The sequence below is a fragment of the Rhodoglobus sp. GW821-FHT12B09 genome (genome assembly GCF_058809925.1).
The window spans coordinates 280,219-306,341 of the sequence record NZ_JBXATB010000003.1; the positions used below are offsets into that span (position 1 = coordinate 280,219).

Annotated in this window: 24 protein-coding genes; 4 read left to right on the top strand and 20 right to left on the bottom strand. The window is 71.1% G+C overall.

The window, feature by feature from the left end:
- Positions 1–43: 43 nt before the first annotated feature.
- The 10 genes from AC1RTC_RS08495 to hemE all read right to left on the bottom strand — a co-directional run bounded on the left by AC1RTC_RS08495 (position 44) and on the right by hemE (position 8,706).
- Positions 44–271, bottom strand: coding sequence for a DUF3618 domain-containing protein (locus AC1RTC_RS08495; RefSeq protein WP_493155086.1), 228 nt, complete (start codon positions 269–271; stop codon positions 44–46).
- Positions 268–684, bottom strand: a complete 417-nt coding sequence (locus AC1RTC_RS08500) for a phage holin family protein (RefSeq protein WP_493155087.1) — start codon at positions 682–684, stop codon at positions 268–270. The genes AC1RTC_RS08495 and AC1RTC_RS08500 overlap by 4 nt, the downstream gene beginning before the upstream one ends.
- 7 nt (positions 685–691) lie before the next feature.
- A complete protein-coding gene (locus AC1RTC_RS08505; RefSeq protein ID WP_493155088.1) occupies positions 692–988 on the bottom strand; it encodes a YtxH domain-containing protein in 297 nt (98 codons plus the stop codon).
- Positions 989–1,197: 209 nt separating this feature from the next.
- Positions 1,198–2,484, bottom strand: coding sequence for a glutamate-1-semialdehyde 2,1-aminomutase (gene hemL, locus AC1RTC_RS08510; RefSeq protein WP_493155089.1), 1,287 nt, complete (start codon positions 2,482–2,484; stop codon positions 1,198–1,200).
- A gap of 79 nt (positions 2,485–2,563) precedes the next feature.
- Complete coding sequence (hemB, locus tag AC1RTC_RS08515; protein WP_493155090.1) at positions 2,564–3,526, bottom strand: porphobilinogen synthase; 963 nt, start codon at positions 3,524–3,526, stop codon at positions 2,564–2,566.
- The gene (gene hemC / locus AC1RTC_RS08520) at positions 3,526–4,425 is read right to left on the bottom strand and encodes a hydroxymethylbilane synthase (RefSeq protein WP_493155091.1); all 900 of its coding nucleotides are present in this window, start codon (positions 4,423–4,425) and stop codon (positions 3,526–3,528) included. Before hemC ends, hemB begins: the two co-directional genes overlap by 1 nt.
- A complete protein-coding gene (locus AC1RTC_RS08525) occupies positions 4,422–5,558 on the bottom strand; it encodes a ferrochelatase (protein WP_493155241.1) in 1,137 nt (378 codons plus the stop codon). The genes hemC and AC1RTC_RS08525 overlap by 4 nt, the downstream gene beginning before the upstream one ends.
- A gap of 2 nt (positions 5,559–5,560) precedes the next feature.
- Positions 5,561–6,220, bottom strand: a complete 660-nt coding sequence (hemQ, locus tag AC1RTC_RS08530) for a hydrogen peroxide-dependent heme synthase (protein WP_493155092.1) — start codon at positions 6,218–6,220, stop codon at positions 5,561–5,563.
- 253 nt (positions 6,221–6,473) lie between these two features.
- Positions 6,474–7,661, bottom strand: coding sequence for a protoporphyrinogen/coproporphyrinogen oxidase (locus tag AC1RTC_RS08535; protein ID WP_493155093.1), 1,188 nt, complete (start codon positions 7,659–7,661; stop codon positions 6,474–6,476).
- Positions 7,651–8,706 carry a uroporphyrinogen decarboxylase gene (gene hemE, locus AC1RTC_RS08540; RefSeq protein WP_493155094.1) on the bottom strand — a complete coding sequence of 352 codons (1,056 nt, stop codon included), beginning with the start codon at positions 8,704–8,706 and terminating at the stop codon, positions 7,651–7,653. Before hemE ends, AC1RTC_RS08535 begins: the two co-directional genes overlap by 11 nt.
- 17 nt (positions 8,707–8,723) lie before the next feature.
- Here hemE and AC1RTC_RS08545 point away from each other — a divergent pair, with 17 nt between their 5' ends.
- A complete protein-coding gene (locus AC1RTC_RS08545; protein ID WP_493155095.1) occupies positions 8,724–9,935 on the top strand; it encodes a glutamyl-tRNA reductase in 1,212 nt (403 codons plus the stop codon).
- Positions 9,932–10,495, top strand: a complete 564-nt coding sequence (locus AC1RTC_RS08550; protein ID WP_493155096.1) for a GNAT family N-acetyltransferase — start codon at positions 9,932–9,934, stop codon at positions 10,493–10,495. The genes AC1RTC_RS08545 and AC1RTC_RS08550 overlap by 4 nt, the downstream gene beginning before the upstream one ends.
- A 400-nt stretch (positions 10,496–10,895) precedes the next feature.
- Here the strand turns inward: AC1RTC_RS08550 and AC1RTC_RS08555 are convergent, their stop codons facing one another.
- The 9 genes from AC1RTC_RS08555 to AC1RTC_RS08595 all read right to left on the bottom strand — a co-directional run bounded on the left by AC1RTC_RS08555 (position 10,896) and on the right by AC1RTC_RS08595 (position 23,420).
- Complete coding sequence (locus tag AC1RTC_RS08555) at positions 10,896–13,115, bottom strand: glycoside hydrolase family 3 C-terminal domain-containing protein (protein WP_493155097.1); 2,220 nt, start codon at positions 13,113–13,115, stop codon at positions 10,896–10,898.
- 4 nt (positions 13,116–13,119) lie between these two features.
- Positions 13,120–14,361, bottom strand: a complete 1,242-nt coding sequence (locus tag AC1RTC_RS08560; RefSeq protein ID WP_493155098.1) for an MFS transporter — start codon at positions 14,359–14,361, stop codon at positions 13,120–13,122.
- A gap of 85 nt (positions 14,362–14,446) precedes the next feature.
- Complete coding sequence (locus AC1RTC_RS08565; protein WP_493155099.1) at positions 14,447–16,243, bottom strand: hypothetical protein; 1,797 nt, start codon at positions 16,241–16,243, stop codon at positions 14,447–14,449.
- Between the two features lie 217 nt (positions 16,244–16,460).
- Positions 16,461–17,330: a serine hydrolase gene (locus AC1RTC_RS08570; protein WP_493155100.1), complete on the bottom strand. Its 870-nt coding sequence runs from the start codon at positions 17,328–17,330 to the stop codon at positions 16,461–16,463.
- A gap of 32 nt (positions 17,331–17,362) precedes the next feature.
- Positions 17,363–19,330, bottom strand: a complete 1,968-nt coding sequence (locus AC1RTC_RS08575) for a M13 family metallopeptidase (RefSeq protein WP_493155101.1) — start codon at positions 19,328–19,330, stop codon at positions 17,363–17,365.
- 18 nt (positions 19,331–19,348) lie between these two features.
- Positions 19,349–19,813, bottom strand: a complete 465-nt coding sequence (locus AC1RTC_RS08580; RefSeq protein WP_493155102.1) for a GbsR/MarR family transcriptional regulator — start codon at positions 19,811–19,813, stop codon at positions 19,349–19,351.
- On the bottom strand, positions 19,810–21,414 hold the full coding sequence (locus AC1RTC_RS08585) for an ABC transporter permease (RefSeq protein ID WP_493155103.1): 1,605 nt from the start codon (positions 21,412–21,414) through the stop codon (positions 19,810–19,812). The genes AC1RTC_RS08580 and AC1RTC_RS08585 overlap by 4 nt, the downstream gene beginning before the upstream one ends.
- The gene (locus AC1RTC_RS08590; protein ID WP_493155104.1) at positions 21,414–22,301 is read right to left on the bottom strand and encodes an ABC transporter ATP-binding protein; all 888 of its coding nucleotides are present in this window, start codon (positions 22,299–22,301) and stop codon (positions 21,414–21,416) included. The genes AC1RTC_RS08585 and AC1RTC_RS08590 overlap by 1 nt, the downstream gene beginning before the upstream one ends.
- 57 nt (positions 22,302–22,358) lie before the next feature.
- Positions 22,359–23,420, bottom strand: a complete 1,062-nt coding sequence (locus tag AC1RTC_RS08595) for a LacI family DNA-binding transcriptional regulator (RefSeq protein WP_493155105.1) — start codon at positions 23,418–23,420, stop codon at positions 22,359–22,361.
- A 63-nt stretch (positions 23,421–23,483) separates the two neighbouring features.
- On the opposite strand from AC1RTC_RS08595, the gene AC1RTC_RS08600 reads away from it, so the two are divergent.
- Entirely contained in the window at positions 23,484–24,737 is a 1,254-nt protein-coding gene (locus AC1RTC_RS08600) for an MFS transporter (protein ID WP_493155106.1), read from the top strand.
- A gap of 106 nt (positions 24,738–24,843) precedes the next feature.
- Positions 24,844–25,539 (top strand): endonuclease NucS, encoded by a 696-nt coding sequence (gene nucS / locus AC1RTC_RS08605; protein ID WP_493155107.1) that lies wholly within the window; start codon positions 24,844–24,846, stop codon positions 25,537–25,539.
- 166 nt (positions 25,540–25,705) lie between these two features.
- Here nucS and AC1RTC_RS08610 read toward each other — a convergent pair whose 3' ends face one another.
- Positions 25,706–26,095 (bottom strand): hypothetical protein, encoded by a 390-nt coding sequence (locus AC1RTC_RS08610; protein WP_493155108.1) that lies wholly within the window; start codon positions 26,093–26,095, stop codon positions 25,706–25,708.
- Positions 26,096–26,123 lie beyond the last annotated feature (28 nt).

The window sequence follows — 26,123 nt, forward strand, 5'->3', positions numbered from 1 at the left end:
TCCTCCCCGACTGCGGCGGTGGGCGCGAATCGAGGGGATGCCCCTACTCGTCGTCGTCGCTGAGGACGGCCCACGCGACGAGGCCGACGACGACGATCGCCGCGGCGGTCGCGCCGATGATCCACGGCACCGGGTTCTTCTCGTACGAGGCCTTCGCCTTGTCGGTGATCTCGCCGAACCGCTTGGGAACGTTCAGCTTGTCCTCGATGGCATCGAGGGTTGCCTCGAGGTCGGCCCGGGCGCTGGTGACTCGTGCAGATGCGTCGCTCATGAGTTAGCTCGCTTTCCGATGCCCTTGATCGCGCGGACATCCTTCTTGATGCTCTTGATGGTTTCGGTGGGCGCCGGAGGCACGCCCTTCTTGAGGCTGGAGATTCCGACGAGGGCGAGGATGACCGCGATGAGCAGCACCCCGCCGCCGATGATGAGCGCGGACGCCCAGGCCGGCAGCACGGTCGCGAGCCCGAGGATCGCGGCGGCGATCAGCACGAGGACCGCGAAGAACGCGAACGTCGCCGCGCCGACCAGGAGGCCGATGCCGACGCCCGCGAGCTTGAGCTTGCTGATCAGCTCCTGCTTGAACGAGTCGATCTCGCCGCGGACGAGGTCCATGAGGAGCGTCGGGATATCGGCGATCAGCTTGAACAGGCCGCGCTTGGGAGCGGGACCGGGTACGCCAGTCATGGCCGGGCTACTTCGTCGTGGACGACTTCGATGCCGCGGGCTTGCGCGCCGCCGGCTTGGCCGGGGCCTTCGAGCCCGAGACCTGCGAGACGACCTTCTTCGCGCCGTCGGAGAGGAACTCCGCGACATCCGGCGCCTTGTCCTTCACGAACTCCTCGGCGTTGTTGACCTGCTTCTGCACGCGCGGGTCGTTCCAGAGCTTGAGTGCGCTGGCCTTCATCTGGTCGTACTTCTCGCGGCCGGCGCGCGTGCCGAGCACGTAGCCGATGCCGATTCCGACCACCAGCAGGATCTTGCCTTTCACGGTGTTCTCCGTTTCGTCGTGACGTCTGGTTCCAGAGTAGACCGCGGCCTTCACAGGAACTCTTGGGTTACGCGGCGGCGTCGGAGCGAGTAAGGTTCATCCTCGCGCATTTATACCGGCGGCGGAATACGTCAACGGGAGTGGGTTGAGTAGCCCGCCCGCGGCCGTATCGAAACCCTCTCGGACAACCGCGCCGCAGAGGTCCCTGCTCAACCCGCGAGTGCTGCTGCCCTCGCCGCCGCGGGCAGTGCCTCGAGGATGCGGCCCACCGCCACGTCGTCGTGCGCCGCCGACACGAACCACGCCTCGAACACGCTCGGCGGGAGTGACACCCCGGCGTCGAGCATGGCGTGGAAGAACGGCGGGTAGCGGAACGCATCCTGCGCCTTGACCTGCTCGTAGTCGCGCGGCGGGGTGCCGCGGAACGCCACGGAGAACAGGTTGCCGGCGTGCTGGATCGAGTGGGCGACTCCCTCCGCGGCGAGGGCCTCCCCGAGAGCCGTCGAGATGGTGGCCGCCGTCGCGTCGAGGTGCTCGTAGACAGCGGCATCCGTGAGTCGCAGTGTCGCGAGTCCGGCGGCAACAGCCACCGGGTTCCCGCTCAGCGTGCCCGCCTGGTACACCGGGCCGAGAGGGGCGAGAAGGTCCATGATCTCGGCGCGTCCACCGAGCGCCGCGAGCGGGAGACCGCCGCCGATGACTTTGCCGTACGTCACGAGGTCGGGCAGGTAGGACGTATCGAGGCCCCACCAACCGGCGGGGGAGACGCGGAAGCCGGTGAGCACCTCGTCCAGGATCACGAGCGCACCGTGCTCGTGCGCGAGGCGGGTGAGCTCGGCGTTGAAGCCCGAGTCGGGCGGCACGACGCCCATGTTCGCGGCGGCGGCCTCGACGATCACGGCGGCCACCTCGCGCGTGCTGAGCACCTCGCGCACCGCGTCGAGGTCGTTGTACGGGATGACGATGGTCTGCGCGGCGATCGCCTCCGGAACTCCCGCGGAACCCGGGATCGCGAGCGTCGCGAGGCCCGAGCCGCCCTCGGCGAGCAGCCCGTCGGAGTGCCCGTGGTAGTGGCCGGCGAACTTCACGAGCAGGTCGCGCCCGGTGGCGCCGCGCGCGAGCCGGATCGCGGTCATGGTCGCCTCGGTCCCGGTGGAGACGAGGCGCAGCTTCTCGACGAGCGGTCCCACGCGGTCTCGCACGAGCTCGGCGAGCTCGGCCTCGCCGGGGGTGGAGGCGCCGAATCCGAGACCGCGCGCCGCGGCATCCTGCACCGCCTTGATGACCTCGGGATGCGCGTGCCCCAGTATCGCGGGGCCCCACGCGCTCACGAGATCGACGTACTCGGTGCCCTCCACGTCGGTGACGTACGGGCCGCGCGCGCTCACGATCGAGCGGGGGGAGCCGCCGACCGAGCCGAACGCGCGCACCGGGGAGTTCACCCCGCCGGGCAGCACGGCGCGGGCGCGGGCGAAGGCCGCATCGTTGGTCGTCATCGTGCTCCCGCCTCGCGACTTGCCCCTAAATGCTGCGCCCCGGGCCGCGAGCGAGCATCTTGCGGCAACTCGTCGCCCCTCATCGGAGGGCCCGCGCGATCTCGGCGGCGAAGTAGGTCAGCACGGCAGCGGCGCCCGCCCGTTTGATCGACACCACCGACTCGTGGATGGCGCGCGCGCGGTCGATCCAGCCGTTCGCGGCGGCGGCCTCGATCATCGCGTACTCGCCCGACACCTGGTAGGCCCAGACCGGCACGAGGGAGAGCGCCGCCGCATCGGCGAGCACGTCGAGATAGCTCATCGCGGGCTTGACCATGAGGATGTCGGCGCCCTCCTCGATGTCGAGCAGCAGCTCGCGCGTGCCCTCGCGGCGGTTGGCCGGATCCTGCTGGTATGTGCGGCGGTCGCCGACGAGGGACGACTGCACGGCCTCGCGGAACGGGCCGTAGAAGGCGGAGGCGTACTTCGCGGAGTAGCCGAGCAGGGGGGTGTCAGTGAATCCAGCGCCGTCGAGCGCGTCACGCACCGCGGCGACCTGGCCGTCCATCATGCCGCTGAGGCCCAGCAGCTGGGATCCGGCCTCCGCCTGGGCGAGGCCCATGTCGCGGTAGCGGAGCAGCGAGGCGTCGTTGTCGACGCGGCCCTCCTCGTCGAGCACGCCGCAGTGGCCGTGGTCGGTGAACTCGTCGAGGCACAGGTCGGTCTGCACCACGAGCGCATCGCCGGCCTCCTCGACGGCGACCCGGGTCGCGACGTTGAGGATGCCGTCCGGGTCGGTCGCGCCGCTGCCGATCGCGTCCTTGTGCTCCGGTACCCCGAAGAGCATGACGCCGCCGATGCCGAGCTCCGCGGCCTCCGCGATCGCGGCGCGCAGGGAGTCGAGCGAGTGCTGCACGACCCCGGGCATCGACGAGATCGGGATCGCCTCGGTCGTGCCCTCGCGCACGAACAGCGGCAGGATCAGGTCCGCGGGGTGCAGCCGCGTCTCCGCGACGAGGCGGCGCATCGCGGGGGACTGGCGCAGGCGGCGAGGGCGGTCCATCAGGCCATCAGCTCCCGGGCGCCCAGATCGAACAGCTCGTTCGACACGCGCGCGGCGAGGTCGCCGGCCGGGTCCTTCACGTCGTCGACGTAGAGCGCGTGCGAACTCGTGAGACGGCTCGATCCGTCGGCCGCGTACACCCGCGCCGAGAGGAACAGCATGCCGTCGTCGATGAGCGCGTGCGCCCCGACCGGAGCCGAGCATCCCGCCTCGAGCAGTGCGAGCGTCTGGCGCTCGGCGTCGACGATCACACGCGACGTGCGGTGGTCGAGCGCGGACACGAGCTTCTCCTCGCCCGCGCGCACCTCGACCGCGAGCGCGCCCTGGCCGGGCGCGGTCGGCCAGCCGTCGATACCGAGGAACTCGGTGATCGCGTCGAGCCGCCCGAGGCGCTCGAGCCCCGCAGCGGCGAGCACGACGGCATCCAGCTCGCCCGAGGCGACCTTGCCCAGTCGAGTGTCGACATTGCCCCGGATGCCGACGACCTCAAGATCGGGCCGGCGGGCCTTCAGCTGCGCTACCCGCCGCGGGGAGCCGGTCCCGATGCGGGCGCCGGGCGGCAGGGTGTCGATCGTCAGGGAGTCCCGCGCGCACAGGGCGTCACGGGGGTCAGCCCGCTTGGGGATCGCCCCGATCACGAGGCCCGGGTGCGCCGCCGTCGGCAGGTCCTTGAGCGAGTGCACGACGACGTCGACCTCGCCGGCGAGCAGGGCGTTGCGCAGGGCGGTCGCGAAGACCCCGGTGCCGCCGAGGGTGGCGAGCGGCTCGGTCGAGCGGTCGCCCTCGGTGGAGATCGTGACGATCTCGGTCGCCGCGCCCTTGGCCGCGAGAGCGGAGGCGATCGTGCCGGTCTGGGCCACGGCGAGCGCCGAGCCGCGCGTGCCGATACGGAGCGTCACGGCGCGAGCCCCGCGAGCGCCGGCTTGAACCCGAGCCGCACGTTCTCGCAGCAGCCCGGCCGGCACACGTCGTACCAGGGGCCGAGCTCCGAGAGCGCGGGGCGGTCGGCGGTGGGGATGCCGTCCCGCCGCTCGAGGACGAGGTCGACGAGGCCGCTCACGAAGGCCGCATGGACGCCGGGAGTGGGAACCCGGACCGCGAAGACACCGTGCTCCTCAGCAGTCTCGAGCGCCTCGGTGTCGAGGTCCCACTTCACCTCCATGTGGTCGGAGATGAAGCCGAGCGGCACGATCACGACGGCCTTGGCTCCCTCGCCGGCCAGCTCGGTGATGCGGTCATTGATATCGGGCTCGAGCCACGGCTGCGTCGGCGGGCCGGAGCGCGACTGGTACACGAGGTCCCAGCCGATGCCCGGGTGGTCGAGCATGATCACCTCGGCGACCGCGAGGTGCTGCGCCTGGTACGCGTTCCCCTGCGGGCCGGAGCGCTCGGCATCCGCCGTCGGGATCGAGTGGGTGGCGAAGAGCACGCGGGTGTCTTCGGGGCGGATGCCCTGAGCCGCGGCATCCCGAAGCCCCTGCCTCACGCCCTCGATGAAGGGCTCGACGAAACCGGGGTGGTCGAAGAACTGCCGAACCTTGTCGATCTGGATCGCTCCGCCGAGGCCGGTCTCGTCGAGGGCCATCGCGTAGTCCTCGCGGTACTGACGGCAGCTCGAGTAGGACGAGTAGGCGGAGGTGCCGATCGCGAGCAGCTTCGTGAAGCCGCGCTCGTGCGCCTCGGTGAGCGCCTCGCGCAGGTACGGGCTCCAGTTGCGATTGCCCCACAGGACGGGCAGATCGATGCCGCGCCTCGCGAGCTCGGCCTCGAGGGCCGCCTTGAGCTCGCGGTTCTGGGCGTTGATGGGGGAGATGCCGCCGAACGCGCGGTAGTGGTGCGCGACCTCCTCGAGGCGCTCCTCCGGGATGCCGCGGCCGCGGGTCACGTTGCGCAGGAAGGGGATGACGTCGTCCTGGCCCTCCGGGCCGCCGAAGCTCGCGAGCAGGATCGCGTCGTAGGCGACGGGCTCCTCGACGTGCTCGGGGCCGGACTGGGCGGCGGGGGTGGCTCCGGGGACGAGGCCGTTGGTGATCGTCACTTCAGGATCTCCGCGACCTCGGCGGCGGGAATGCGGCGGCCGGTGTAGAACGGGATCTCCTCGCGCACGTGGCGGCGGGCATCCGTCTGCCGCAGGTGCCGCATGAGGTCGACCAGGTCGACGAGCTCCGGGGCCTCGAGCGCGAGGATCCACTCGTAGTCGCCCAGCGCGAAGCTCGCGACAGTGTTCGCGAGCACCTGCGAGTACTCGGAGCCCTTTCGCCCGTGCTGGCCGAGCATCGCGCGGCGCTCCTCGTCGGGCAGGAGGTACCACTCGTACGAGCGGACGAACGGGTAGACGGTGAGCCACGCCTCCGGTTCCTTGCCGCGCATGAAGGCGGGCAGGTGGTTGGCAGTGAACTCGGCGTCGCGGTGGACGCCCATCGCGTTCCACGTGGGGAGCAGAGCCGGCAGCGCGCGGCGCAGCTCGCGGAGGGCCCACTGCAGGGTCTCCGGGGTGTCGCCGTGCAGCCAGATCATGAGGTCCGCGTCGGCGCGCAGGCCGGAGACGTCGTAGAAGCCGCGGATCGTGACCTCCGCCGCCTCGACCGCCGCGATCGCGGGCTCCAGGTCGATAGTGCCGACCTCGCGGCTCGGGTCTCGGCGCAGCACTGCCCAGAGTGCGTAGCCGAGCGGCGTGGACTCGCTGTCGCTCATACGTCTATCCTCCCCCACGTTCGCTGGGAGCGCGGCGGGGGGGTTGAGTAGGCGGGTTGAGTAGGCGCTCTAGCGCCGTATCGAAACCCGGTGGGTTGAGTAGGCGCTCTAGCGCCGTATCGAAACCCGGTGGGTTGAGTAGGCCGCCCACGGCCGTATCGAAACCACGCACCCGCACACCCGGTTTCGATACAGGCGCCAGAGCGCCTTACTCAACCCACCCGGTTTCGATACAGGCGCCAGAGCGCCTTACTCAACCCGCGAGCAGCTCCTCCGCCTTCGCGCCCGCCTGCGCGATGATGCCCGCGAGGCCCGTGCCCGCGACGCTCTCCCCGACGTCAGCAGCGCCCTCGCGGGAGCGCGTCCACTCGACGCGGGCGAAGCCGACCGGTGCGGGCAGTTCGACGCCGAGCAGCGCCGAGGCGTCCTGCCGGGCGGCCTCCGCCAGGTTCTCGGGCTCGGAGTCGTACGACAGCCGCAGCACCTCGCGCCCACCGGCCCGCTCGCGGAGCCACTCCCACTTCGCGGTCGAGTGCGTGAGGGCACGGGCCCGGATGCCGACGGCCCCCTGCGCCACGAGCACCCCCGTGCCCCGGGGCGCCGTCGCCAGCTCGGGCGCCTCGACGACGAGTGTCGCGAGCACGACAGTTCGGCCGCCGGACGGGTCGAGCGGCGCGGCGAGCACGACGGTGCCGTCGAGGCCGTCGACCGACCGCGCGCGCCGCCCGAGCTGCACGTCAACGCCGTAGGTCTCGAGGTCGGCGGCCAGCTCGGTCACGAGCCGGTGCACCCCGCCGCGGATGCCGGCGACCGCGGAGCCGGCCGGCGCCGCATCCCGGAGCGACCGGACCGCCGCCGCGAGCGAGCCCTCGTGCGCGAACGCGGCGCGCAGGCCTCCCGCCCGGTCGAGGGGCAGCTCGTCCGGGTGCACCGAGTGCACGCCGTGCACGACCGGCGCCACGAGCTTCTCGAGCATGGCGCGCCCCATCCGGCGCCGCACCAGGGTGCCGAGGGTGAGGGATTTGCGCGCCCACAGCGACGGGATGAGGGCGTCGAGCTGGGCCCGGAGCGCCGCCCGCGCACCGACCACGGCGATGACGTCCGCGGCGAGGGGCGTGCCCGGGATCCCGAGGACGCTCGTCGCCGGCAGCGGCACGGCCGGGCCCGTCACGGGCTGCAGCCAGGCGCCCTCGGGCGACGGCACGACCAGCTCGTCGCCGAGCCCGATCTCGCGGGCGAGTGCCGCGACGGTGCCGCCGCGCACGGCGAAGCTCTCCGCACCGCTGTCCAGATCGATGCCTCCGACGAGGTGGCGCGCCACCGTCCCGCCGAGGCGGTCGGAGGCCTCGAGGAGGGTGACCGAGCGGCCCGCCAGGGCGAGCCTCCGCGCGACCACGAGGCCGCCGATCCCGCCGCCGACGACGGTGAAATCAGCGGGCATGGACCAGCTCGACGATGCGGGTGAGCACGTGGGGGTCGGTGTCGGGCGGCACTCCGTGGCCGAGGTTGACGACGTGAGCGGGGGCGGAACGGCCGCGGTCGAGCACGTCCTCCACGTGCGCCTCGAGCACGTGAGCGGGGGCGCCGAGCAGGGCGGGGTCGATGTTGCCCTGCAGGGGAACGCCGCCGCCCAGCCGCTCCGACGCGGTGTCCAGCGGGATGCGCCAGTCCACCCCCATCACGTCGGCGCCGATGCCGTGCATGGCCTTGAGCAGCTCGCCGCTGCCCACGCCGAAGTGCACCTTGGGCACGTCGTAGCCGCGCAGGTGCGACAGCGCGCGCTTCGAGTGCGGGGCCACCCGGCGCACGTACTGCTGCTCGCTGAGCGAGCCCACCCACGAGTCGAAGAGCTGCACCGCGGATGCCCCGGCCTCGACCTGCGCGACGAGGAACTCTCCCGCGATGTCGGCGCACCAGTTGAGCAGGGTCGCCCACACCTGGGGCTCCGTGTACATGAGTGTGCGGGTGCGCAGCTGGTCCTTCGAGGGGCCTCCCTCGACGAGGTAGGAGGCGAGGGTGAACGGTGCTCCGGCGAACCCGATGAGCGGGGTGGTGCCCAGCGCCTCGACGGTCATCGCCACGGCCTCGCGGATGGGCGCCAGCGCCTCGGGGTCGAGCGGGCGGAGGGCCGCGACATCCGCCGCCGTCCTGATCGGGCTCTCGAAGACCGGACCGCGACCGGGCACTATCGACACCTCGACACCGGCGAGCTTGGCCGGGATGACGATGTCGCTGAAGAACACCGCGGCGTCGACCCGGTGGCGCCGCACCGGCTGCAGCGTGATCTCGCTCGCCAGCGCGGGAGTGAGGCAGGCCTCGAGCATCTCGTTGCCCACGCGCAGCTCGCGGTACTCGGGCAGGCTGCGCCCGGCCTGCCGCATGAACCACACGGGCGTGACCTCGGGGCGGTCGCCGCGGTAGGCGCGCACCAGGGGAGAGGAGCCGGTCCGACCGTCGAGGAGGGGATGGTCGGAGGTCAGGGGCACGGGGTTAACATTAGGTCGTGCTCCTGTGCCTCAGCTCGAACCATGGCAATGCGAGCTTCGAGCTACTCGAGAAGCTGTCGTTCGTCGCCCCCGAGGCCACGGCGGCGCTGGTCGACTCCACGGCCTTCGTGACCGGAGCCGTCGTGCTCGCGACGTGCAACCGCTTCGAGGCCTACCTCGACATCGATGAGCCGCTCACCGCCGCGACCGCGGTGGCGGTGGCATCCACCCTCTCGTCGCTCAGCGAGGCGAGCGGCATCCCGACGGCCGAGTTGCGCGCGAGCATCACCGTGCATGAGGGCCAGGATGTCGCGGCGCACCTGTTCGCCGTGACCAGCGGGCTCGAGTCCGTGGTGGTCGGGGAGGACGAGATCGCCGGCCAGGTCGGGCGCGCCCTCGACCGCGCGCGCACGGAGGGCACCACGAGCCGCGACCTCGAGCGGCTCTTCCAGCGCGCCACCCACACCAGCCGCGGCGTGCGCAACCTCACCTCCCTGGGCGGGGCCAGCCGCTCCCTCGTGCGCCTCTCCCTCGAGCTCGCGTCGAGCCGGGTCGGCGACTGGGCGGATGCCCGCGTGCTCATCATCGGGACCGGGCGGTACGCCGCCACCACCGTGGCCGCGCTGCGGGAGAGGGGCGCGCGCGACATCCGGGTGCTCAGCCGCACCGGACGCGGACCGGCCTTCGCCGCCAAGCACGGGCTCGTGCACGACCACTCCTTTGACGTCGACGTCGTGATCGCCTGCACGGCCAACACCGTGATCGGGCCTGAGATGTTCACCGGCACCGACCGCCGCCTCGTGATTGACCTGGGCCTGCCCCGCAACATCGACCCGGCCGTGGCCTCCGTGCCGGGCGTCGAGCTGCTGGACCTCGAGACCGTGCGGCTGCACGCCCCGCTCGAGCAGCTCTCGGAGCAGGCGCACGACCTGGTCCGCACGGCCGCGGCCGAGTTCACCGCGGAGGCCGCCGCCGAGCCCGCCATCGTCGCGCTGCGCACGCACGTGTTCGAGCTGCTCGACGCCGAGATCGCCCGGGCCCGGGGGCGCGGCGCCGGCGACGAGACGGAGGCCGCGCTGCGGCACCTCGCGGGAGTGCTGCTGCACGAGCCATCCGTGCGCGCCCGGTCCCTGGCCGCGGAGGGCCGGCTCGACGAGTTCGTCGCGGGGCTCGACGCACTGCACGGGGTGCGGCCGGCGGAGCCCGAGCGGAAGGCCGACACCGCGTGATCCCCTGGGACTACGAGCCGATCCGCACCGAGCGGCTCCTCCTGCGGCTCATGGTCGACGGCGACCTCGAGGACGTGCACGCCTGGATGTCCGACGAAGAGGTCACGCGCTACCAGCTCTACGACGTGCGCTCCCGCGAGCAGGTGCAGGAGCACCTCGACAAGGTGAAGGACGCGCGCCACATCGAGAAGGACGACGACTTCGTCGAGTTCGCGCTCGACCTCGACGGCCGCGTCATCGGCTGCCTCTACTTCGTGCTCAAGAGCGCGGAGAACGAGACCGTCGAGCTGGGCTGGGCCCTGACCGCGGCCTACCAGGGCAAGGGCTACGCCGCGGAGGCCGCGCGCGCCGCCGGGCTCGAGCTCGCCTTCGACCGCCTGCAGGTGCACCGCGTCACCGCCGAGCTCGACCCTCGCAACACCCCGTCGATCGCCCTGTGCACCCGGCTCGGGATGCGCGAGGAAGCGCACTACATCGAAGACCTCAAGTTCAAGGGCGCCTGGGCCGACACCGGCGTCTACGCAATCCTCGACCGGGAGTGGCGCGCCGCCTCCGCCTGACCCTGGCCGCTGCGGCGCCCGCCCGCTGCCCGCGCCCGTCCCAGCCCCGCCCCGTCCCAGCCCCGCCCTCGCCCAGCCCGTCCCGTCCCGCCCCAGCCCCGCACAGCCCGTCCCGTCCGTGCCGTCCCGTCCCCGCCCGTTCGTTGCGGAGGATGGCGCGCCGCGACCGCGGTCCCGCGGTGCCGCCGCGCGGCGCGGCGTCCTCCGCAACGCGGGGCGCGGCGTCCTCCGCAACACGGGGCGCGGCGTCCTCCGCAACACGCGGCGCGGCGTCCTCCGCAACTCGGGAGGTGGAGCGAGTCGGGGAATTGGACGCCGTACAACACGAGTTGTACTACGTCCAATACATAACGACAGGCGTACTCGAAGGCGCGCCAAAGGAAGGCCTGACCGGCTCTTTTCAGCGGCGGCGGAACAGGCTCGCGACCCCGCGGACCACGGGGTTGTTCGCCAGGGCGATGAGAACGCCCACCTGCTTGAAGGAATCGCCGACGCCGGGGAACCGCATGAGCCGCCGCATCGGCATCGACGAGACCATGTCGAGAAGGTTCGAGCTCTCCCCGTCCCCGGCGCCCGCGGCGGCCCGCGCGAGGATCGGCCCGGTCACCGGGTGGTCGAGGAAATCGGAGACCCGGGAGTCGAGAGTGAGGCGCCCGGCGCGGGGGGCCGCGAGCTGCACGGGCGCGGAGGCAGCGATGTCGTGCGCGGAGCGCCCGATCTCGACCAGGTACCGCCCACCGGCGACCACCCAGGCCTTCGTGACGACGTCCCAGTGGCTGTACGCCCTGGATTCGAGCTCGAACTGCACACGGATCGACTCTCCGGGCTCCAGGGAGACCTTCTCGAAGCCCTTGAGCTCCCGGCGCGGCACCGAGATTCCCCCGGTCGGCGCCGAGACGTACAGCTGCACGACCTCCCGCCCCGCCCGGTCGCCGGTGTTCGTCACGGTGACGCTCGCGGTGCGGCCGTCGCGGGAGACCTCGAGGTCGCCGTACCCGAAGGTCGTGTAGGTGAGACCGTGGCCGAAGGGGTAGCGCACCGGCACGTCGACGGTCTCGTAGTACCGGTACCCGACGAAGATCCCCTCTCCGTAGCGCACGGTGTCGCCGTCGCCCGGGAAGTTCAGGTACGAGGGGTTGTCCTGGAGGCGGATCGGGATGCTCTCCGCGAGGCGCCCCGACGGAGCAACCCGTCCGAACAGCACATCGGCGACTGCCGAGCCGCCGGCCTGGCCCAGCAGCCACGCCTCCACGATCGCGGGCACGGAGTCGTGCCACGGCTCGAGCGACACCACGCCGCCGTTGGTCAGCACGACCACGGTCCGCGGGTTCGCCGCAGCGACCTCGCGGATGAGCCGCACCTGCGCCCCGGGCAGCTCGAGGTCGGTGCGGTCGTAGCCCTCCGACTCGTCCCGCGACGGCAGCCCGACGAACAGCAGCACGACGTCGGAGCGCCCGGCCACCGCCACCGCCTCGGCGATGAGCGGCGCGGGGTCGGCCCGCGCGTCGAAGGCGTAGCCCGGGGCGAACTCCACGGGGGCGACGGCGCTGATCGACTCGAGTGCCGTGTCGACCCGCGTCGCGTTCACCTGCGACGACCCGGCTCCCTGGATGCGCGGACTGCGGGCGAACTCCCCGATGATGCCGATCGCCTGTGCCGTGTCAAGGGGGAGCAGGTCGCTCTCGTTGCGCAGGAGCACCATCGACTCCGCCGCGGCCTCCCGTGCCAGCTGATGATGCGCGCCCGCAGACCCGGCCCCGGCGGCGCTCGTAGAGCCCGCCCGCTCCGCGAGGGCCCGCACCCGGCCCACGGCGGTGTTGAGCACGGAGACGGGCAGCGACCCGTCCCGCACCGCGGCGACCACCGCCTCCGCGCTGTCCCCCTGCGGTCCGGGCATCTCGAGGTCCAGACCCGCGGCGAGCGCGGGCACCCGGTGCTCGACAGCGCCCCAGTCTGAGACGACGAGCCCGCGGAACCCCCACTCCTCCCGCAGCACCTCGGTGAGCAGCCAGTGGTTCTCGGCGGCGGCCACGCCGTTGATCCGGTTGTACGAGCACATCACCGTCCACGGCTGCTCGCCGGTGACCACTCGCTCGAACGCGGGCAGGTAGATCTCGCGCAGCGTGCGCTCGTCGACCTCCGCGCTCACGGTCATCCGGTTGGTCTCCTGGTTGTTGGCCGCGAAGTGCTTGAGCGACGCCCCCACGCCCCGCGACTGCAGCCCCCGCACCCAGGCGGCTCCGAGCTCGCCGCTGAGCAGCGGATCCTCGGAGAAGTACTCGAAGTTGCGCCCGCACAGCGGTGATCGCTTGATGTTGATGCCGGGGCCGAGCAGCACCCCCACGCCCTCCGCGCGGGACTCGTCGCCGAGGGCGACGCCGACGCGCTCGACGAGCTCGGGGTTCCAACTCGACGCGAGGCCGGCCGCGGGCGGGAAGCAGGTCGCCGGAACGCTGTCCCCGATGCCCAGCGCATCACCGCCGCCGCGCTGGAGCCGCACCCCGTGCGGCCCGTCCGTGACGACGACCGGGGGGATGCCCGCACTCTCGATCGCGAGCGTGCTCCAGAAGTTCGCCCCCACCACGAGCGCGGCTTTCTGCTCGAGCGTGAGGTCTGGCATCCAGCTACTTTACGGCGCGAATCGGCGCGATCAGCGCCGCTCCCAGCAACGACAGAGCCGCCCCCGCGATGAACAGCGCGGTGTAGTTCCCCCCGCCGCCGATGGCCAGGAAGAGCGGCGCCATCGCGGGCGCCACCGACTGCGGCAGCGAGTTCGCGATGTTGAAGATGCCCATGTCCTTGGCCGCCGTGTGCTCCTTGTCGGGCAGCACGTCGGTGATGAGGGCGAGGTCGACGGCGAAGTACGCGCCGATGCCGACGCCCATCACGACGGCGGCGAGGTAGAAGGCGGGGAGGGAGTCAGTGAGGGCGAGCATCGCCAGCGCCACGGCGACGATCGCCGCCGCCGCGAACACGAACGGCTTGCGCCGGCCGGAGCGGTCGGACGCGCGCCCGCACAGCACGGCGCTCACGGTGAGCGAGCCCGCGAAGATCAGCAGCGCGATGAGCTGCTGGAGGATGAGGTCGCTCGGGGCCACCCCGAGCCGGTCGGTGATGAAGTAGGGCTGGTAGGTCGTGTACACCGCGAAGCCGAGGATGACGAAGAAGCGGCCGAACCAGGTCCACGCGACGTCGTACCGCTTGCCCTTGGCGATGGCGAAGCTGCGCACGAACCCGCCGACCGAGAACGCACCGACCTCGTCGTGCGGCACGTCCTTGATCATGACGGCGAGCAGGATCATCAGGACGGCGCCGACGATGCCCGGGATGAAGATCATGCTCGCGATGCCGAGGCCGGCGGCCTGCACGCCGTACGCGAGGCCGATGCCGACGACGGGGGAGACCTGCTGGGCGATGCCGAGCACCGCGCTCACCCGGGCGCGCTGCTCGAGCGGCACCTGGTCGGGCAGCAGCGCCTGCAGGGCGGCGAGCACCATGTTGAGCGTGAGCTGCGCGAGTGCCCAGCCGATCGCCACCACTGCCAGGGTGGGGGCGAAGCCCACGATGAACAGCGCAACGACGCCGCCGAGCGCACCGCCGATGATCCACGGACGGCGGCGGCCGAGCCTCGACCGGGTGCGGTCGCTCGCCGCGCCCGTGAGCAGGTTGGCGAAGATCGCGACGAGGGCGCCGAGCGCGGCGATGAGCCCGAGGCTCGTCTCCTTGCCCGCCGGGTCCAGCTCGGCGATCTTGAGAGCGAGGGTCGTCACCACCGGGGTGATGAGCGCCACGTACGAGCCGACGTAGCCGATCGCGTACAGCGCGATGAAGCGCGGGGTGGCCGTCGGTATCGACGTCGTCGTCATGATGTCGAATGTACCGGCCCGAGTGCCGGAAACGCCGAAGGGCCCGGGTACGAATACCCGGGCCCTCCGTCTGCCGTTGCTGTGGCTACTCGGCAGCGACCTTGGCCTCAGTCCACTTCCGGCGGGCGATGAACAGGCCGCCGATGCCGATGAAGACCATGCCGCCCGCGAGACCGAGCTGGCCGATGGAGCCGGAGCCCGTGTAGGCGAGGGTCGTCAGCTCGCAGCCGAGGCTTGCCGAGGGGAACTTCAGGACGGTCGGGTTGACCCAGCTCGGGTCGAGGCCGTTCTTGGGGTCGGTCGGCGTCGCGATGAGCGTGACGTTGCCGGCGGAGGTGACCTTGTACGTGCCGGCGGGGGTGTTCTTCACACCGTTGACCTCCCACGTGATGGTGCCGGCCTTGACCGCGCCGATCGTGTAGGTGGCTGCCGAGGTGCAGGTGGCCGGAGTCTGCGAGACCTTCGGGGTCACCAGGGTCAGCGTGGGGTTCGTGCACTTGCTGGAGTCCTGCACGAAGAAGGTCCACACTCGCGAGGCCGTCGGCTGCAGCTCGTATCCCGCCGCCGCAACCGCGGTGACGATGTACTTGCCGGCATCGACGTTCGTGTACTGCGCCGTCGGGGTGGTCACCACGTGGGTGATCGTGTTCTCGAAGGTGTAGACCACGCGGGCATCCGTGGCGACCTGGATCCAGCTCGTGAGGGCCGTGTTCGGGTCGGTGATGCTGCACTGGGAGACACTCGGATCGGTGCCGATCGTCACGCCGCACTCGCTCGAGACCTCGGCCGGGGTGAGCGGGCGGTGCGAGACAACGGGCGTGCCCTTGACCTCGGCCTGCTCGACCCACTCGAGCTTCGTCGTGTCGAAGGCGTAGTCGGTGGTGAACGTCGTCGTGGTTACGGTGGCGTCGTTGGCGGCGCAGTCGAAGACCGACTTCACCTCGTCGCGCTGCTTGGGGTCGGGCTTGGTGTACGGCGGGCACGGTGCGGCGGTGAGGTCGAAGGCCTGGCCGTCGGCGGTGACCTGGTAGGTGGTGCCGGCGTTCGAGACGTTCGGCAGGTCGACGGTCACGCTCTTGCCGGCGCCGACCGTCGTGTCGTAAGCGGGGCTGCCGACGACCTGGAACAGCACCGGCTTGTTGCTCGCCGTGTTGTCGAAGGTGATCGAGAAGGTGCGGTCGGAGGCGGTGCCGTCGGCGACGTAGACGCACTGGCCCACCACGGCGACCGGCCGCGGCTTCACGTTGCAGTCGTAGGTCGTGCCGACATTGCCCGTGAAGGTGATCACCTGGTCGGCGTCGCCCTTGAAGTAGTAGCCGGAGGCGGGGGTCGCGGTGACGGTGTAGTCGCCGGTCGCCTTGTCGAACACGGTGGCGTAGACGACGCCGGTCGTGGTCTTGGCGGTGACCGAGCCGACGGTGCCGCAGTCGGTGACCTTGACCACGTCGGGGGCGACGGGGGTCGCCTCCTTCGGTCCGCAGCCCGCGGGGAAGGAGTTGAACGTGATGTTCTGGCTGTTGCTGACGCTGCCGCTCTGCTTGTACCAGGTGACGGTGATCGCGAGGCTGACTGCCGCGTTGCTCGTCACGTGCTGCACGTAGGTGGTGGGCTTCGAGAGCGACTTGTCCGAGCCGTAGTAGTTGGGGTTGGCCGGCAGAACGGTGCCGACGGGGACGGCGGCGTTGTTGGACGCCGTCACCTTCCCGTCGAAGTTCTCGGAGTTCATGACGCTCCACGTCACGTCCCAGCCGCCGTCGGTCGTACACACCGCGCTGGCTGCCAGGTCGGTGTGGTGCGCCGACGCGGGGGCGGCCACCGCGACGAGGGCAAGGCCCCCGGCGATGAGCAGCGCGGACGCAACGGCAAGGAACTTCTTGAACACGGTCGATCTCCAGGGGTAGGAGTTCGGGCACAACCGTATGACGCTCGCGGTTTCGGGACGCGGTCGTTTTCTCGGGTACTCGACTGCACCGTTTCGGATACGCGGCGAAATTTTCGGGTTCAGCCGCGTCGGTGCGTGTTCAGGTTAGACGGTCCCCCCAAATGCGGACAAGCCACCATTTCGGGGGGTGTCCTCCTTTTGGGGGACGTACCCCGGTTCAGTGCACGTACTCCAGAAGGTCGTACCCCACTGTTCGCATGGCATCGAGGGCGCGCAGGCGTGCAGCGAGGCCGTCGTCGTTGAACTGGATGGACACCGCGTACGACACCGCGCGCCGGCCGCCGCGCAGTGCGCCCGCCTCCGCGCGTACCCCGATGTCGGTGCCCGTCTTGTTCACGAGCAGGGTCGAATGATCGGTCCCGCGGTGCGAGAGGGGGTCGAGCCCGAAGGCGCTCGAGACCATCGAGAGGTCGCTGTTGAGCGAGAGCCACCCCATTACCCGCTGGCTGGTGAGGGGGTCGACGATCTCGTTGCGGGCGAGGGCGCCGAACAACCAGCTGAGCTCCGCGGTCGATCCCACGGAGAGCTGCGGTGCGTCATCCGGGCCCCTGCTGTCGCGCACGAGATCGAGGAGCGCAGTGCGCATGAGCCCGAGAGACTCCGTGCGGGCGCGGACCGCCGCGAGCCCGACCTGCCGAAGCAGGACGTTGGTCGCGAGGTTGTCGCTCGTGGAGCCGACGAGGGTGGCAAGGTCGGCGACCGGCAGCGACGGCGCCTGCAGGTGCTGCCAGATGCCCGAGTCGCCCACCGCGTCGCGCGGGGTCTTGTCGAGGATGCCGAAGCCGGAGAAGTCGCGACTGGTGAGCCGCGCCGACACCTCGATGAGCAGGAGGATCTTGCCGATGCTCGCCGTGGGAAGCACGATGCGGTCGTCGATCGCGAGCAGCGTGCGGCCCGAGTTCAGGTCGACGGCGCTCGCGGAGACCTGCGCCCCCTCGTACGCGAGCTTTCCGAGCGCGGCAAAGGTGCTGGCGAAGTTCGCGACTTCGCCAGCTCCAGCGTGGCGCGCGACCCTGGGGGCGCGCACCCGCTCGCTGCGTTCACGGGTTCGGGCTGCATCTACCAAATAGTGACGCGTTCTTTCGGGTCGAGCCAGAGTGAGTCAGTTTCGGTTACACCAAATGTCTCATAGAACTCGTCGATGTTGCGCACGATCTGGTTGCAGCGGAACTCGTTGGGCGAGTGCGGGTCGATCGAGATGAGCCGGATGACCTCTTCATCCCGCGCCTTCAGCTGCCAGGCCTGCGCCCAGGAGAGGAAGAACCGCTGCGCACCGGTGAGCCCGTCGATCACGGGCGGCTCGTGCCCGTCCAGGGAGAGCAGGTAGGCCTTCCACGCGATGGAGAGCCCGCCGAGGTCGCCGATGTTCTCGCCGATGGTGAGCGCGCCGTTGACGTGGTGGTCCGGCACCTGCCGCGGCGCCAGGGCGTCGTACTGCGCGATGAGCGACTTGGTGCGCTCCTCGAACGCCTCGCGGTCGGCCGGCGTCCACCAGTCGGTGAGCCGTCCGTCGCCGTCGTACTTCGAGCCCTGGTCGTCGAACCCGTGCCCGATCTCGTGGCCGATGACGGCGCCGATCGCGCCGTAGTTGGCCGCGGCATCCCGGGTCTCGTCGAAGAACGGGAACTGCAGGATGGCCGCCGGGAACACGATCTCGTTGAAGCCGGGGTTGTAGTACGCGTTGATGGTCTGGGGTGTCATGAACCACTCGTCGCGGTCGAGCGGCTTGCCGATCTTGCCGAGCTCGCGCTGGAACTCGAACTCGCTCGTCGCGCGCACGTTGCCGATGAGGTCGGCGGCGTCGATCTCGAGAGACGAGTAGTCGCGCCACTTCACCGGGTAGCCGATCTTGGGGGTGAACTTGTCGAGCTTGTCGAGGGCGCGGGTCTTGGTGTCCGCGGTCATCCAGTCCAGGTCGGTGATCGACTGGCGGTAGGCCTCGACGAGGTTCGCGACGAGCACGTCCATCGCGGTCTTCGCGGCCTCCGGGAAGTGGCGCTCGACGTAGATGCGCCCGACAGCCTCGCCGAGCGATCCCTCGACGAGCGAGACGCCGCGCTTCCAGCGGGCGCGCAGCTCGGGAGTGCCGGTGAGGGTCTTGCCGTAGAAGTCGAAGTTGGCGTCGACGAAGTCCTGCGAGAGGTAGGCGGCGTTCGACCGGATGACCTGCCACGACAGCCAGTCCTTCCAGGCGTCGAGCTTCTCCGCGACGAGCACCGACTCGAGGCCCGACATGAAGCTCGGCTGCCGCACGACGACCTCGTCGAACGACCTGTCGGGCACGCCGAGCGCGTTCAGCCAGATGTCGAGGTCGACGCTGCCCGCGAGGTCGTTGGCGGCGGACCACAGCATCGGGTTGTAGGTCTTCTCGCTGTCGCGGGTGGCGACGTTGTCCCAGTGGTGGCCGGCGAGCTCGGTCTCGAGCGCGACGATGCGGGCGGCGCGGGCGGGTGCGTCGTCGAGGCCGGCGAGGGCGAGCATCCGCTCCAGGTACTCCGCGTACTTGGTCCGGATGTCGGCGAACTTCTCCTCGCGGTAGTAGGACTCGTCGGGCAGGCCGAGGCCGCCCTGCTCGACGAACACGAGGTAGCGCTCGGGCTGGCCGGGGTCGTTGTCCACGAAGAGCTGGAAGAACCCGCTCGACCCGCCGCGCTCGAGGCGGCCCAGGGTGGAGAGGAGGTCGTCGATGGATGCCACGGCCGCCGCCTCCGCGAGCGCGGGCTTGATCGGCTCCGCGCCGAGGGCGTTCACCCTGGCCTCGTCGAGGAAGCTCGCGTACAGGTCGCCGACCTTGCGGCCCTCCGTGCCCGGCGCCGCCGACTGCGACTCGACGATGATGTCGCGCACCGCCTTCTCGGCCTCTTCGGCCAGGAGGTAGAAGGACCCGTAGCGGGCCTTGTCGCTGGGGATCTCCGTGCGCTCGATCCACTTGCCGTTGACGTGCCGGAACAGGTCGTCCTGCGGGCGGATGGCCGAGTCGAGCTCGCCCTGGTCGATTCCTGCCGAAAGTGGGGTGTCGAGACTCATGCGGGAAAGCCTAGTTCGCTAGCCCTTCCGCAGTTCGCTCCACTCCCCGAGCACCTCGGGCAGCCGCTTCTTCAAGAACTCGAAGAACGCGGCCATCTCCTCCATCTGAGCCGCCCCCCGCGGGCCCAGGGCGGGGGCGGCGCGGCGCGCGAGCTCGGCCATCATCACGTACACGTCGTTCTTCTCTATAGAGACGGTGTACCAGGGATGCTCGGGCAGCTCGTACACGTACCTGCGGCTGCCCGGCAGCACGTGGCGGCGGATCATGCCGATCGTCGTGAGGTAGCGCACCGCCCCCGAGATCGCCGCCGGACTGGCCTGCGCCCGCTCCGCGAGGGCCTCGGCGGTGAGCTCCGTCTCCTCGCTGGTCATCAGCGTCATGAGCACCGTGGCGGGGAGGCGGGGGAATCCGTTGGCGGCGAGCGCACTGACGGCCTGGGCGACGGGGTCGTCCCTCAGGCTGCGCTGTGCGTCATCCGTCATGCCGTCAATTGTCTCCTGCGCAGGGCCAGCACCGAGAGCGCCACAAGCGCGACGGAGACGGCGACCACGACGAGGGCAGGGCCCCAGTCCGGGTCGGGCCCGGGCAGCAGCGGGGTGTGGGCATAGGGGCTGATGTCCCGCACCGCATCGGGCAGCTGCACGAGCGCGCCGAACTGGCCGACGAACGCCCCGACGGCGACGAGCGCCCAGCCGGCCGGGATCGTCGCGCGCGGAAGCACCGCGAACACGAGGGCGGTGACCGCGACGAACGCGAACGCCGCGGGGAGCTGTGCGGCGCCCGCACCGAGGCTCGACCAGAACCGGTCCGGCTCGGTGCCGAGGAACGACAGCCCGGCGCCCAGGCCCGCGGCGAGCGCGACCGCCGCCGCCGACACGAGCCCCACGAGCACGTAGCCGAGCAGCCAGGCGCTCCGGTGCAGCGGTGCGGCGAGCAGCAGCTCCGCCCGGCCGTCCGCCTCATCGCCGCGCGCCCGCATGATCGCCTGCGCGCCGGCGGCACCGGCGAGGATGCCCGCGATGCCGACCACCGCCACGACGAGCAGGTCGATGAGCTGCCCCGTGCCGCCGGGGATGAACAGCTCCAGCACGCGCCGCAGCTGGTCGCTCAGGCCCGCCGCACTTGCGAGGCTGCCCGAGAGCGTGCCCGCGAGGGACCCGAGGACGAACCCGCCGACCGCCCACCCGACCACCGCCGGCCACTGCAGCCGCCACGCGAGGCCGAGGCCGGAGCGCAGCAGCGGAGTGCCCGCGGCTCGCCCGTTCCGCTCGCGCAGGACGCTCGCCCCCGCGTCCCGGCGGGACTGCACCGCGAGGGCGACGACCACGCCGATCACGGCGAGCGCCGCGCTGAGCAGGAGGGGCGACAGGTCCGCCCGGGTGAACGCGTAGACATGCTGGCCCCAGCCGATGGGGGAGAGCCAGCTCGGCCAGGCGCTCGTGACCGTGATGGTGTCGAACTCAGGCGTGCCGGTGGCATCCCCGACCGCCCGCAGCAGGAAGGAGACGCCGACGATCGCCGCGGAGATGCCGTTCGCCGCGCGCGAGGTGGGCGCGAGCTGGGCGACCACGGCCGCGATCGCGACGAACACGGCACCGGTCGTCGCGGCCGCGAGCCCGGCCGCCCACGACCCCTGCGCCGGGAGGCCGCCGCCCTGGAGCCCGAGGGCCACGAGCACGCCGAGAGCGAGGTTGGCGACGAGGCCCCACAGCACGGTCGCGGCCAGCGGCGCCGCGCGGCCGACCGGCGTCGCGCCGATGAGCTCGAGCCGGCCGCCCTCCTCGTCGGCGCGAGTGTGGCGCGTGACGAGGAAGGTGCTCATGAGCCCGGCCATGATCGCGATGTAGCAGAACACCTGGAAGTAGACGTAGGCGCCGAGGGTGCCGCCGTCCGGCAGGCCGCGCAGGGCGAGAAGGGACGGCGTCGCGATCGCGACCTTCAGCACGGCCTCCCGGCCGGCGTCGGTGGGGAACTCGGTCTGCACCCCTGCCGCTCCCGCGTAGGCGAGCAGGCCCGTCGCGGCGACCCAGATCGGCACCACTATCCGGTCACGCCGAGCACGGAACAGGAGCAGTCGCAGCATCAGGACTCCGTGCCGTAGTGGCGGAGGAAGAGCTCCTCGAGCGAGGGCGGCGTCACCGTCAGCGAGTGCACGGGGCGCTTGGTCAGTTGCGCCAGGGCGGCAGCCGTGGCATCCGTCTCCACATCGAACAGGAGCGCGTCGCCCTCGCGCCGCACGTGCAGCACCCCCGGGATCGCCTCGAAGTCGGCCGCGGGCGCGTCGGTGACCACCCGCACCGCGTTGCTCGTGAGGTGGCGCATGTCGGCGAGCGTCCCGGTCTCGACAGCGGCCCCGGACCGGATGATCGTGACCCGGTCGCACAGCTCCTCGACCTCGCTGAGGATGTGGCTCGAGAGCAGCACGGTAGCGCCCTCCCCCTTCACGCGCCGCACCTGGGCGGTGAACACGGCCTCCATCACGGGGTCGAGGCCGCTCGTCGGCTCGTCGAGCACGTAGAGGTCCGCGCGGCGGGCGAACGCCGCCACGAGCGCGACCTTCTGCCGGTTGCCCTTGGAGTAGCTGCGGCCCTTCTTGCGCGGGTCGAGCTCGAAGTCGCGGATGAGCTCCGCGCGGAGCTGCGGATCGGCACCGCCGTACAGCCCGGTGAGCAGGTCGATGGTCTCGCCGCCGGAGAGGTTCGGCCACAGGCTCACGTCGCCCGGCACGTACGCGAGCCTCCGGTGGATCTCGACCGCGTGCGTCCACGGATCCTTGCCGAGAACGGCCACGTCGCCGCCGCTCGCGCGCATGAGTCCGAGGAGCACCCGGATGGTGGTGGACTTTCCCGCGCCGTTCGGCCCGAGGAAGCCGTGCACTTCGCCCGCGTCAACGCTGAGGTCCAGCCCGTCGAGGGCGATGACCCGACCGAAGTTCTTCCGCAGGCCCGAGGCCTGGATCACAGCTGTCATGAGCGCGATGCTACGCCTGATTCACGATTTTGTGAATCTTATGAATTTGCCTCGCGGTCAGTCGCGTGCCGGCCCGGTGGTGTTGCCCTCGCGGAACTCGCTCGTGAACCCGCGCGGCGCCGGCGTGCCGCCCGCGAGCAGTTCGACGATCGCGGACCCCGCCGCGCGCCCCTTCTCGACCGCCGGCTGGACGAGCGTCGTGAGCTCATAGGGCGCTGCGCCCTCGATGCGCGCGCCGTCGAAGCCGACCACGCTCAGATCGTCGGGCACCCGGATGCCGAGTTCCTCCGCCGCGCGGATCACCCCCAGTGCCAGCAGGTCGCTCTGCGCGACAACGGCTGTGGGCCGGTCCCGCGCGAGCAGCGCCCGACCGGCGATGAGCCCCTCCTCCACCGAGCTCCCGGCCGCGACTACTCCGCCGATGGACGGGTACACGTCCCTGGCCCCGCGAATGCGCTCCTTCGACGTGAACGCGGTCGACCCCGCGATCCGCGCCTCGGTGAGCTCTCCCCGCGCGTGGGTGGGCTCGAGCGGGAGGGTGACGAGGGCGACGCGGGTGTGGCCGAGCTGCTGCAGGTGGCGCGCGGCGCGGGCCGTGGCATCCCGGTTGTCCAGGTCGATCGCGAGCACGTCGGGCATGTGCTCGGCCTCGATCGCGACGACGGGAATGCCGCGCTGACGCAGCACTACGACCGACTTGTCGAGCTGGGTGCTGCAGCCGACGAGCACCACCGCGTCCATCGGCGCGGTCGACAGCTCCGGATGCCCGTCCTCCTGCGACTCGGTGAGCAGGAGCAGCGCCAGCCCCGCGGAGCCGAGCACGTCCGCCAGGCCGTCGAGCATGGCGATGTTCATCGGGTCGCGGAACGCCTCGCGCAGCCGGTCCTCCATGAAGACGCCGACGATGCCCGAACGGCCGCGGCGCAGCGACTGGGCCCGGGGGTCGGGGCCGCCGTAGTTGAGCTGCTCGGCGGCGGCGAGCACCTTCGCGCGGGTCGCGTCGGAGACGGGGCCGGCGCCGCTGAAGGCGAGCGAGGCCGTGGAGGCGGAGACGCCGGCGAGCGCCGCAACGGCCGCGAGATTGGGTCTCGCCCGCTTGTCGCTTGCTCCGGGCTCCATGGCGTTGTAGCTTAGTCGAATCGAATCGATCGAATCGATTCGAGAACTACTTCGGGAGAGCGCATGACGAACACGACCACCCTCACGCGGCCGCAGGTCGTGGCCTGGCGCAATGCCGTCTTCGCGATCTTCGTACTCCCGGGCCTGGCGATCTCGACCTGGGTGTCCCGGCTCCCCGCGGCACGCGACATCCTCGACGTCAGCCCGGCGCAGGTCGGCTTCCTCCTGTTCGGCATCGCCGCCGGCTCCATCCTCGGCCTGCTCGCCTCGAGCCACGTCGTCGCCCGCTTCGGCGCGCGCAGCACCGTCGTCGTGGGCATGATCACCAACGCGGTCGGCCTCGCCGTCGCCGGGGTCGGCGTGACCGTGGTCTCGAACTTCGCGGTGGCCTTCGTCGGCCTGCTGATCTTCGGGGCGGCGGCAGGCTGCACCGATGTCGCGATGAACGTCTCCGGCGCCGCCAACGAGCGCGCCCTCGGCCGGGCGATCATGCCGGTGTTCCACGCCTTCTTCAGCTTCGGCACCATGCTCGGCGCCGGTCTCGGTGCCCTCGCCGAGGCGGTGGGCGTGCCGATCGTGCTCCACTTCGCGGTCATCGCCGCCGTGATGGTGATCGGCACCCTTGCGACGCGGCCCTTCGTCCAGGACGAGCACGTGATCGGCGACGACGGCGAGCCCGTCCCCGCGGACGACCACGCGAACACCTGGCGCGGCCGCCTCAGCATCTGGAAGGACCCGCGCACGATCCTCATCGGCGTGCTCGTGCTCGCGGCCGCCTTCGCCGAGGGCTCGGCCAACGACTGGCTCGCCATCGCGATGGTCGACGGCCACGGCGTGAGCAACGCGACCGGCGCCCTCGTCTTCGGCATCTTCGTGACCGCCATGACCGTGGGCCGCCTCACGGGCGTCTTCCTCCTCGACAAGTTCGGCCGGGTCCCCGTGCTGCGCGGCTCGTTCCTGCTCGCGTCGATCGGCCTGCTCATCGTCATCGTCGTGCCCAACCCCTACGTCGCCATGGGCGGAGCCGTGCTGTGGGGCCTCGGGGCCGCACTCGGGTTCCCGGTCGGGATGTCGGCGGCCGCCGACGACCCGCGCACCGCCGCCGCCCGCGTGAGCGCGGTCGCGACGATCGGCTACTTCGCGTTCCTCGTCGGCCCGCCCGTCATCGGCCTCATCGGCGAGCACACCGGCGTGCTGCTCGCACTCCTCGTCGTGCTCGTGCTCACCGCGGTGGGGGCCATCGTGGCGGGCGGCGCGCGCGAGCCCCGGGGCGCGGCCGCGGCATCCGTCGACACCTTCGACGACCCGCAGTCGTAGCCCCGCGCTACAGGTTTCGACTCGCGCTACAGCAATTTCAGTGGCGCAGCTCGAAAGCTGTAGCGCCGCCGCGTGCGGGCCACTCTCCGACCCTAGACTCGTCTCCGTGCGCCTCGTCATTGCCCGCTGCTCGGTCGACTACGCCGGCCGGCTCAGCGCGCACCTCCCGCTCGCAACCCGGCTCCTGCTCGTGAAGGCCGACGGCAGCGTGCTCGTGCACTCCGACTCGCTCTCCTACAAACCGCTGAACTGGATGAGCCCGCCCTGCACCCTCACGGTCATGGAGCCGGAGCCCGAGCAGCTCGAGGCCGGTGTCACGCAGCTGTGGCGAGTGGCGCAGGCCAAGACCGCCGACCTGCTCGTCATCTCCATCCACGAGATCCTGCACGACAGCGCGCACGAGCTCGGCGTTGACCCGGGACTGCAGAAGGACGGCGTCGAGGCCCACCTTCAGAAGCTCCTCGCCGAGCAGATCGAGCTCGTCGGAGAGGGCCACCGGCTCGTGCGCCGCGAGTACATGACGGCTATCGGCCCGGTCGACATCCTGGCGACGGATGCCACGGGCGCGAGCGTCGCGATCGAGATCAAGCGGCGCGGCGACATCGACGGGGTCGAACAGCTCACCCGCTACCTCGAGCTGATGAACCGGGATCCGCTGCTCGCCCCCGTGACCGGCGTCTTCGCCGCCCAGGAGATCAAGCCCCAGGCCCGCACGCTGGCCCAGGATCGCGGCATCCGCTGCCTGCTGCTCGACTACGACGCGATGCGCGGTCTCGACGACGCCGACTCGCGGCTGTTCTAGTCCCGGCCGGTTGAGTAGGCCCCCTAGGGCCGTATCGAAACCCGGTGGGTTGAGTAGGCGCTCCAGCGCCGTATCGAAACCCGGTGGGTTGAGTAGGCGCTCCAGCGCCGTATCGAAACCACTCAGTCGAACAACCGGTTTCGATACGCGCGCCAGAGCGCACTACTCAACCCGCGACGCCCAGCGCCGCCACGTACGTGTCGTGCGCGTTGTTCGAGATCGCGGTGAACAGCAGGATCGCGATCCCCGCCACGATCTGCACCACGAGGATCAGCAGCGGGAGCTTGAGCGTGTCGAGCGAGCGCGACTGCCGGTACGCGAGCACGAACAGCACGACGATCACGATGACGATGAGCCCGAGGGATCCGAAACCGAAGCCCAGCAGTTCGCGCAAGTAGGCGAGGCCGTTCGTGATGTCGACCTTCGCGGGGTTGCCCGCGAAGAGCACGGCCTTGACCAGCGAGCTCACCAGCAGCGGGAACGCGATCAGGAGGGAGCTCGCGAGCGTGGCGAGGTCGTGCAGCCGACGGCTCGGAGGGGTGACTGTTTCTGACATCTTTTCACCGTAAGCCCGGGCACCGGCC

Coding starts and splice junctions, on each gene's coding strand:
- AC1RTC_RS08560 (WP_493155098.1), bottom strand. CDS start 14,361: ATGACGACGACGTCGATACCGACGGCCACCCCGCGCTTCATCGCGCTG.
- hemQ (WP_493155092.1), bottom strand. CDS start 6,220: ATGAGCGACAGCGAGTCCACGCCGCTCGGCTACGCACTCTGGGCAGTG.
- hemL (WP_493155089.1), bottom strand. CDS start 2,484: ATGACGACCAACGATGCGGCCTTCGCCCGCGCCCGCGCCGTGCTGCCC.
- AC1RTC_RS08595 (WP_493155105.1), bottom strand. CDS start 23,420: ATGGAGCCCGGAGCAAGCGACAAGCGGGCGAGACCCAATCTCGCGGCC.
- AC1RTC_RS08600 (WP_493155106.1), top strand. CDS start 23,484: ATGACGAACACGACCACCCTCACGCGGCCGCAGGTCGTGGCCTGGCGC.
- AC1RTC_RS08500 (WP_493155087.1), bottom strand. CDS start 684: ATGACTGGCGTACCCGGTCCCGCTCCCAAGCGCGGCCTGTTCAAGCTG.
- AC1RTC_RS08610 (WP_493155108.1), bottom strand. CDS start 26,095: ATGTCAGAAACAGTCACCCCTCCGAGCCGTCGGCTGCACGACCTCGCC.
- hemB (WP_493155090.1), bottom strand. CDS start 3,526: ATGGACCGCCCTCGCCGCCTGCGCCAGTCCCCCGCGATGCGCCGCCTC.
- AC1RTC_RS08535 (WP_493155093.1), bottom strand. CDS start 7,661: ATGCCCGCTGATTTCACCGTCGTCGGCGGCGGGATCGGCGGCCTCGTG.
- AC1RTC_RS08590 (WP_493155104.1), bottom strand. CDS start 22,301: ATGACAGCTGTGATCCAGGCCTCGGGCCTGCGGAAGAACTTCGGTCGG.
- AC1RTC_RS08575 (WP_493155101.1), bottom strand. CDS start 19,330: ATGAGTCTCGACACCCCACTTTCGGCAGGAATCGACCAGGGCGAGCTC.
- AC1RTC_RS08580 (WP_493155102.1), bottom strand. CDS start 19,813: ATGACGGATGACGCACAGCGCAGCCTGAGGGACGACCCCGTCGCCCAG.
- AC1RTC_RS08555 (WP_493155097.1), bottom strand. CDS start 13,115: ATGCCAGACCTCACGCTCGAGCAGAAAGCCGCGCTCGTGGTGGGGGCG.
- AC1RTC_RS08585 (WP_493155103.1), bottom strand. CDS start 21,414: ATGCTGCGACTGCTCCTGTTCCGTGCTCGGCGTGACCGGATAGTGGTG.
- AC1RTC_RS08495 (WP_493155086.1), bottom strand. CDS start 271: ATGAGCGACGCATCTGCACGAGTCACCAGCGCCCGGGCCGACCTCGAG.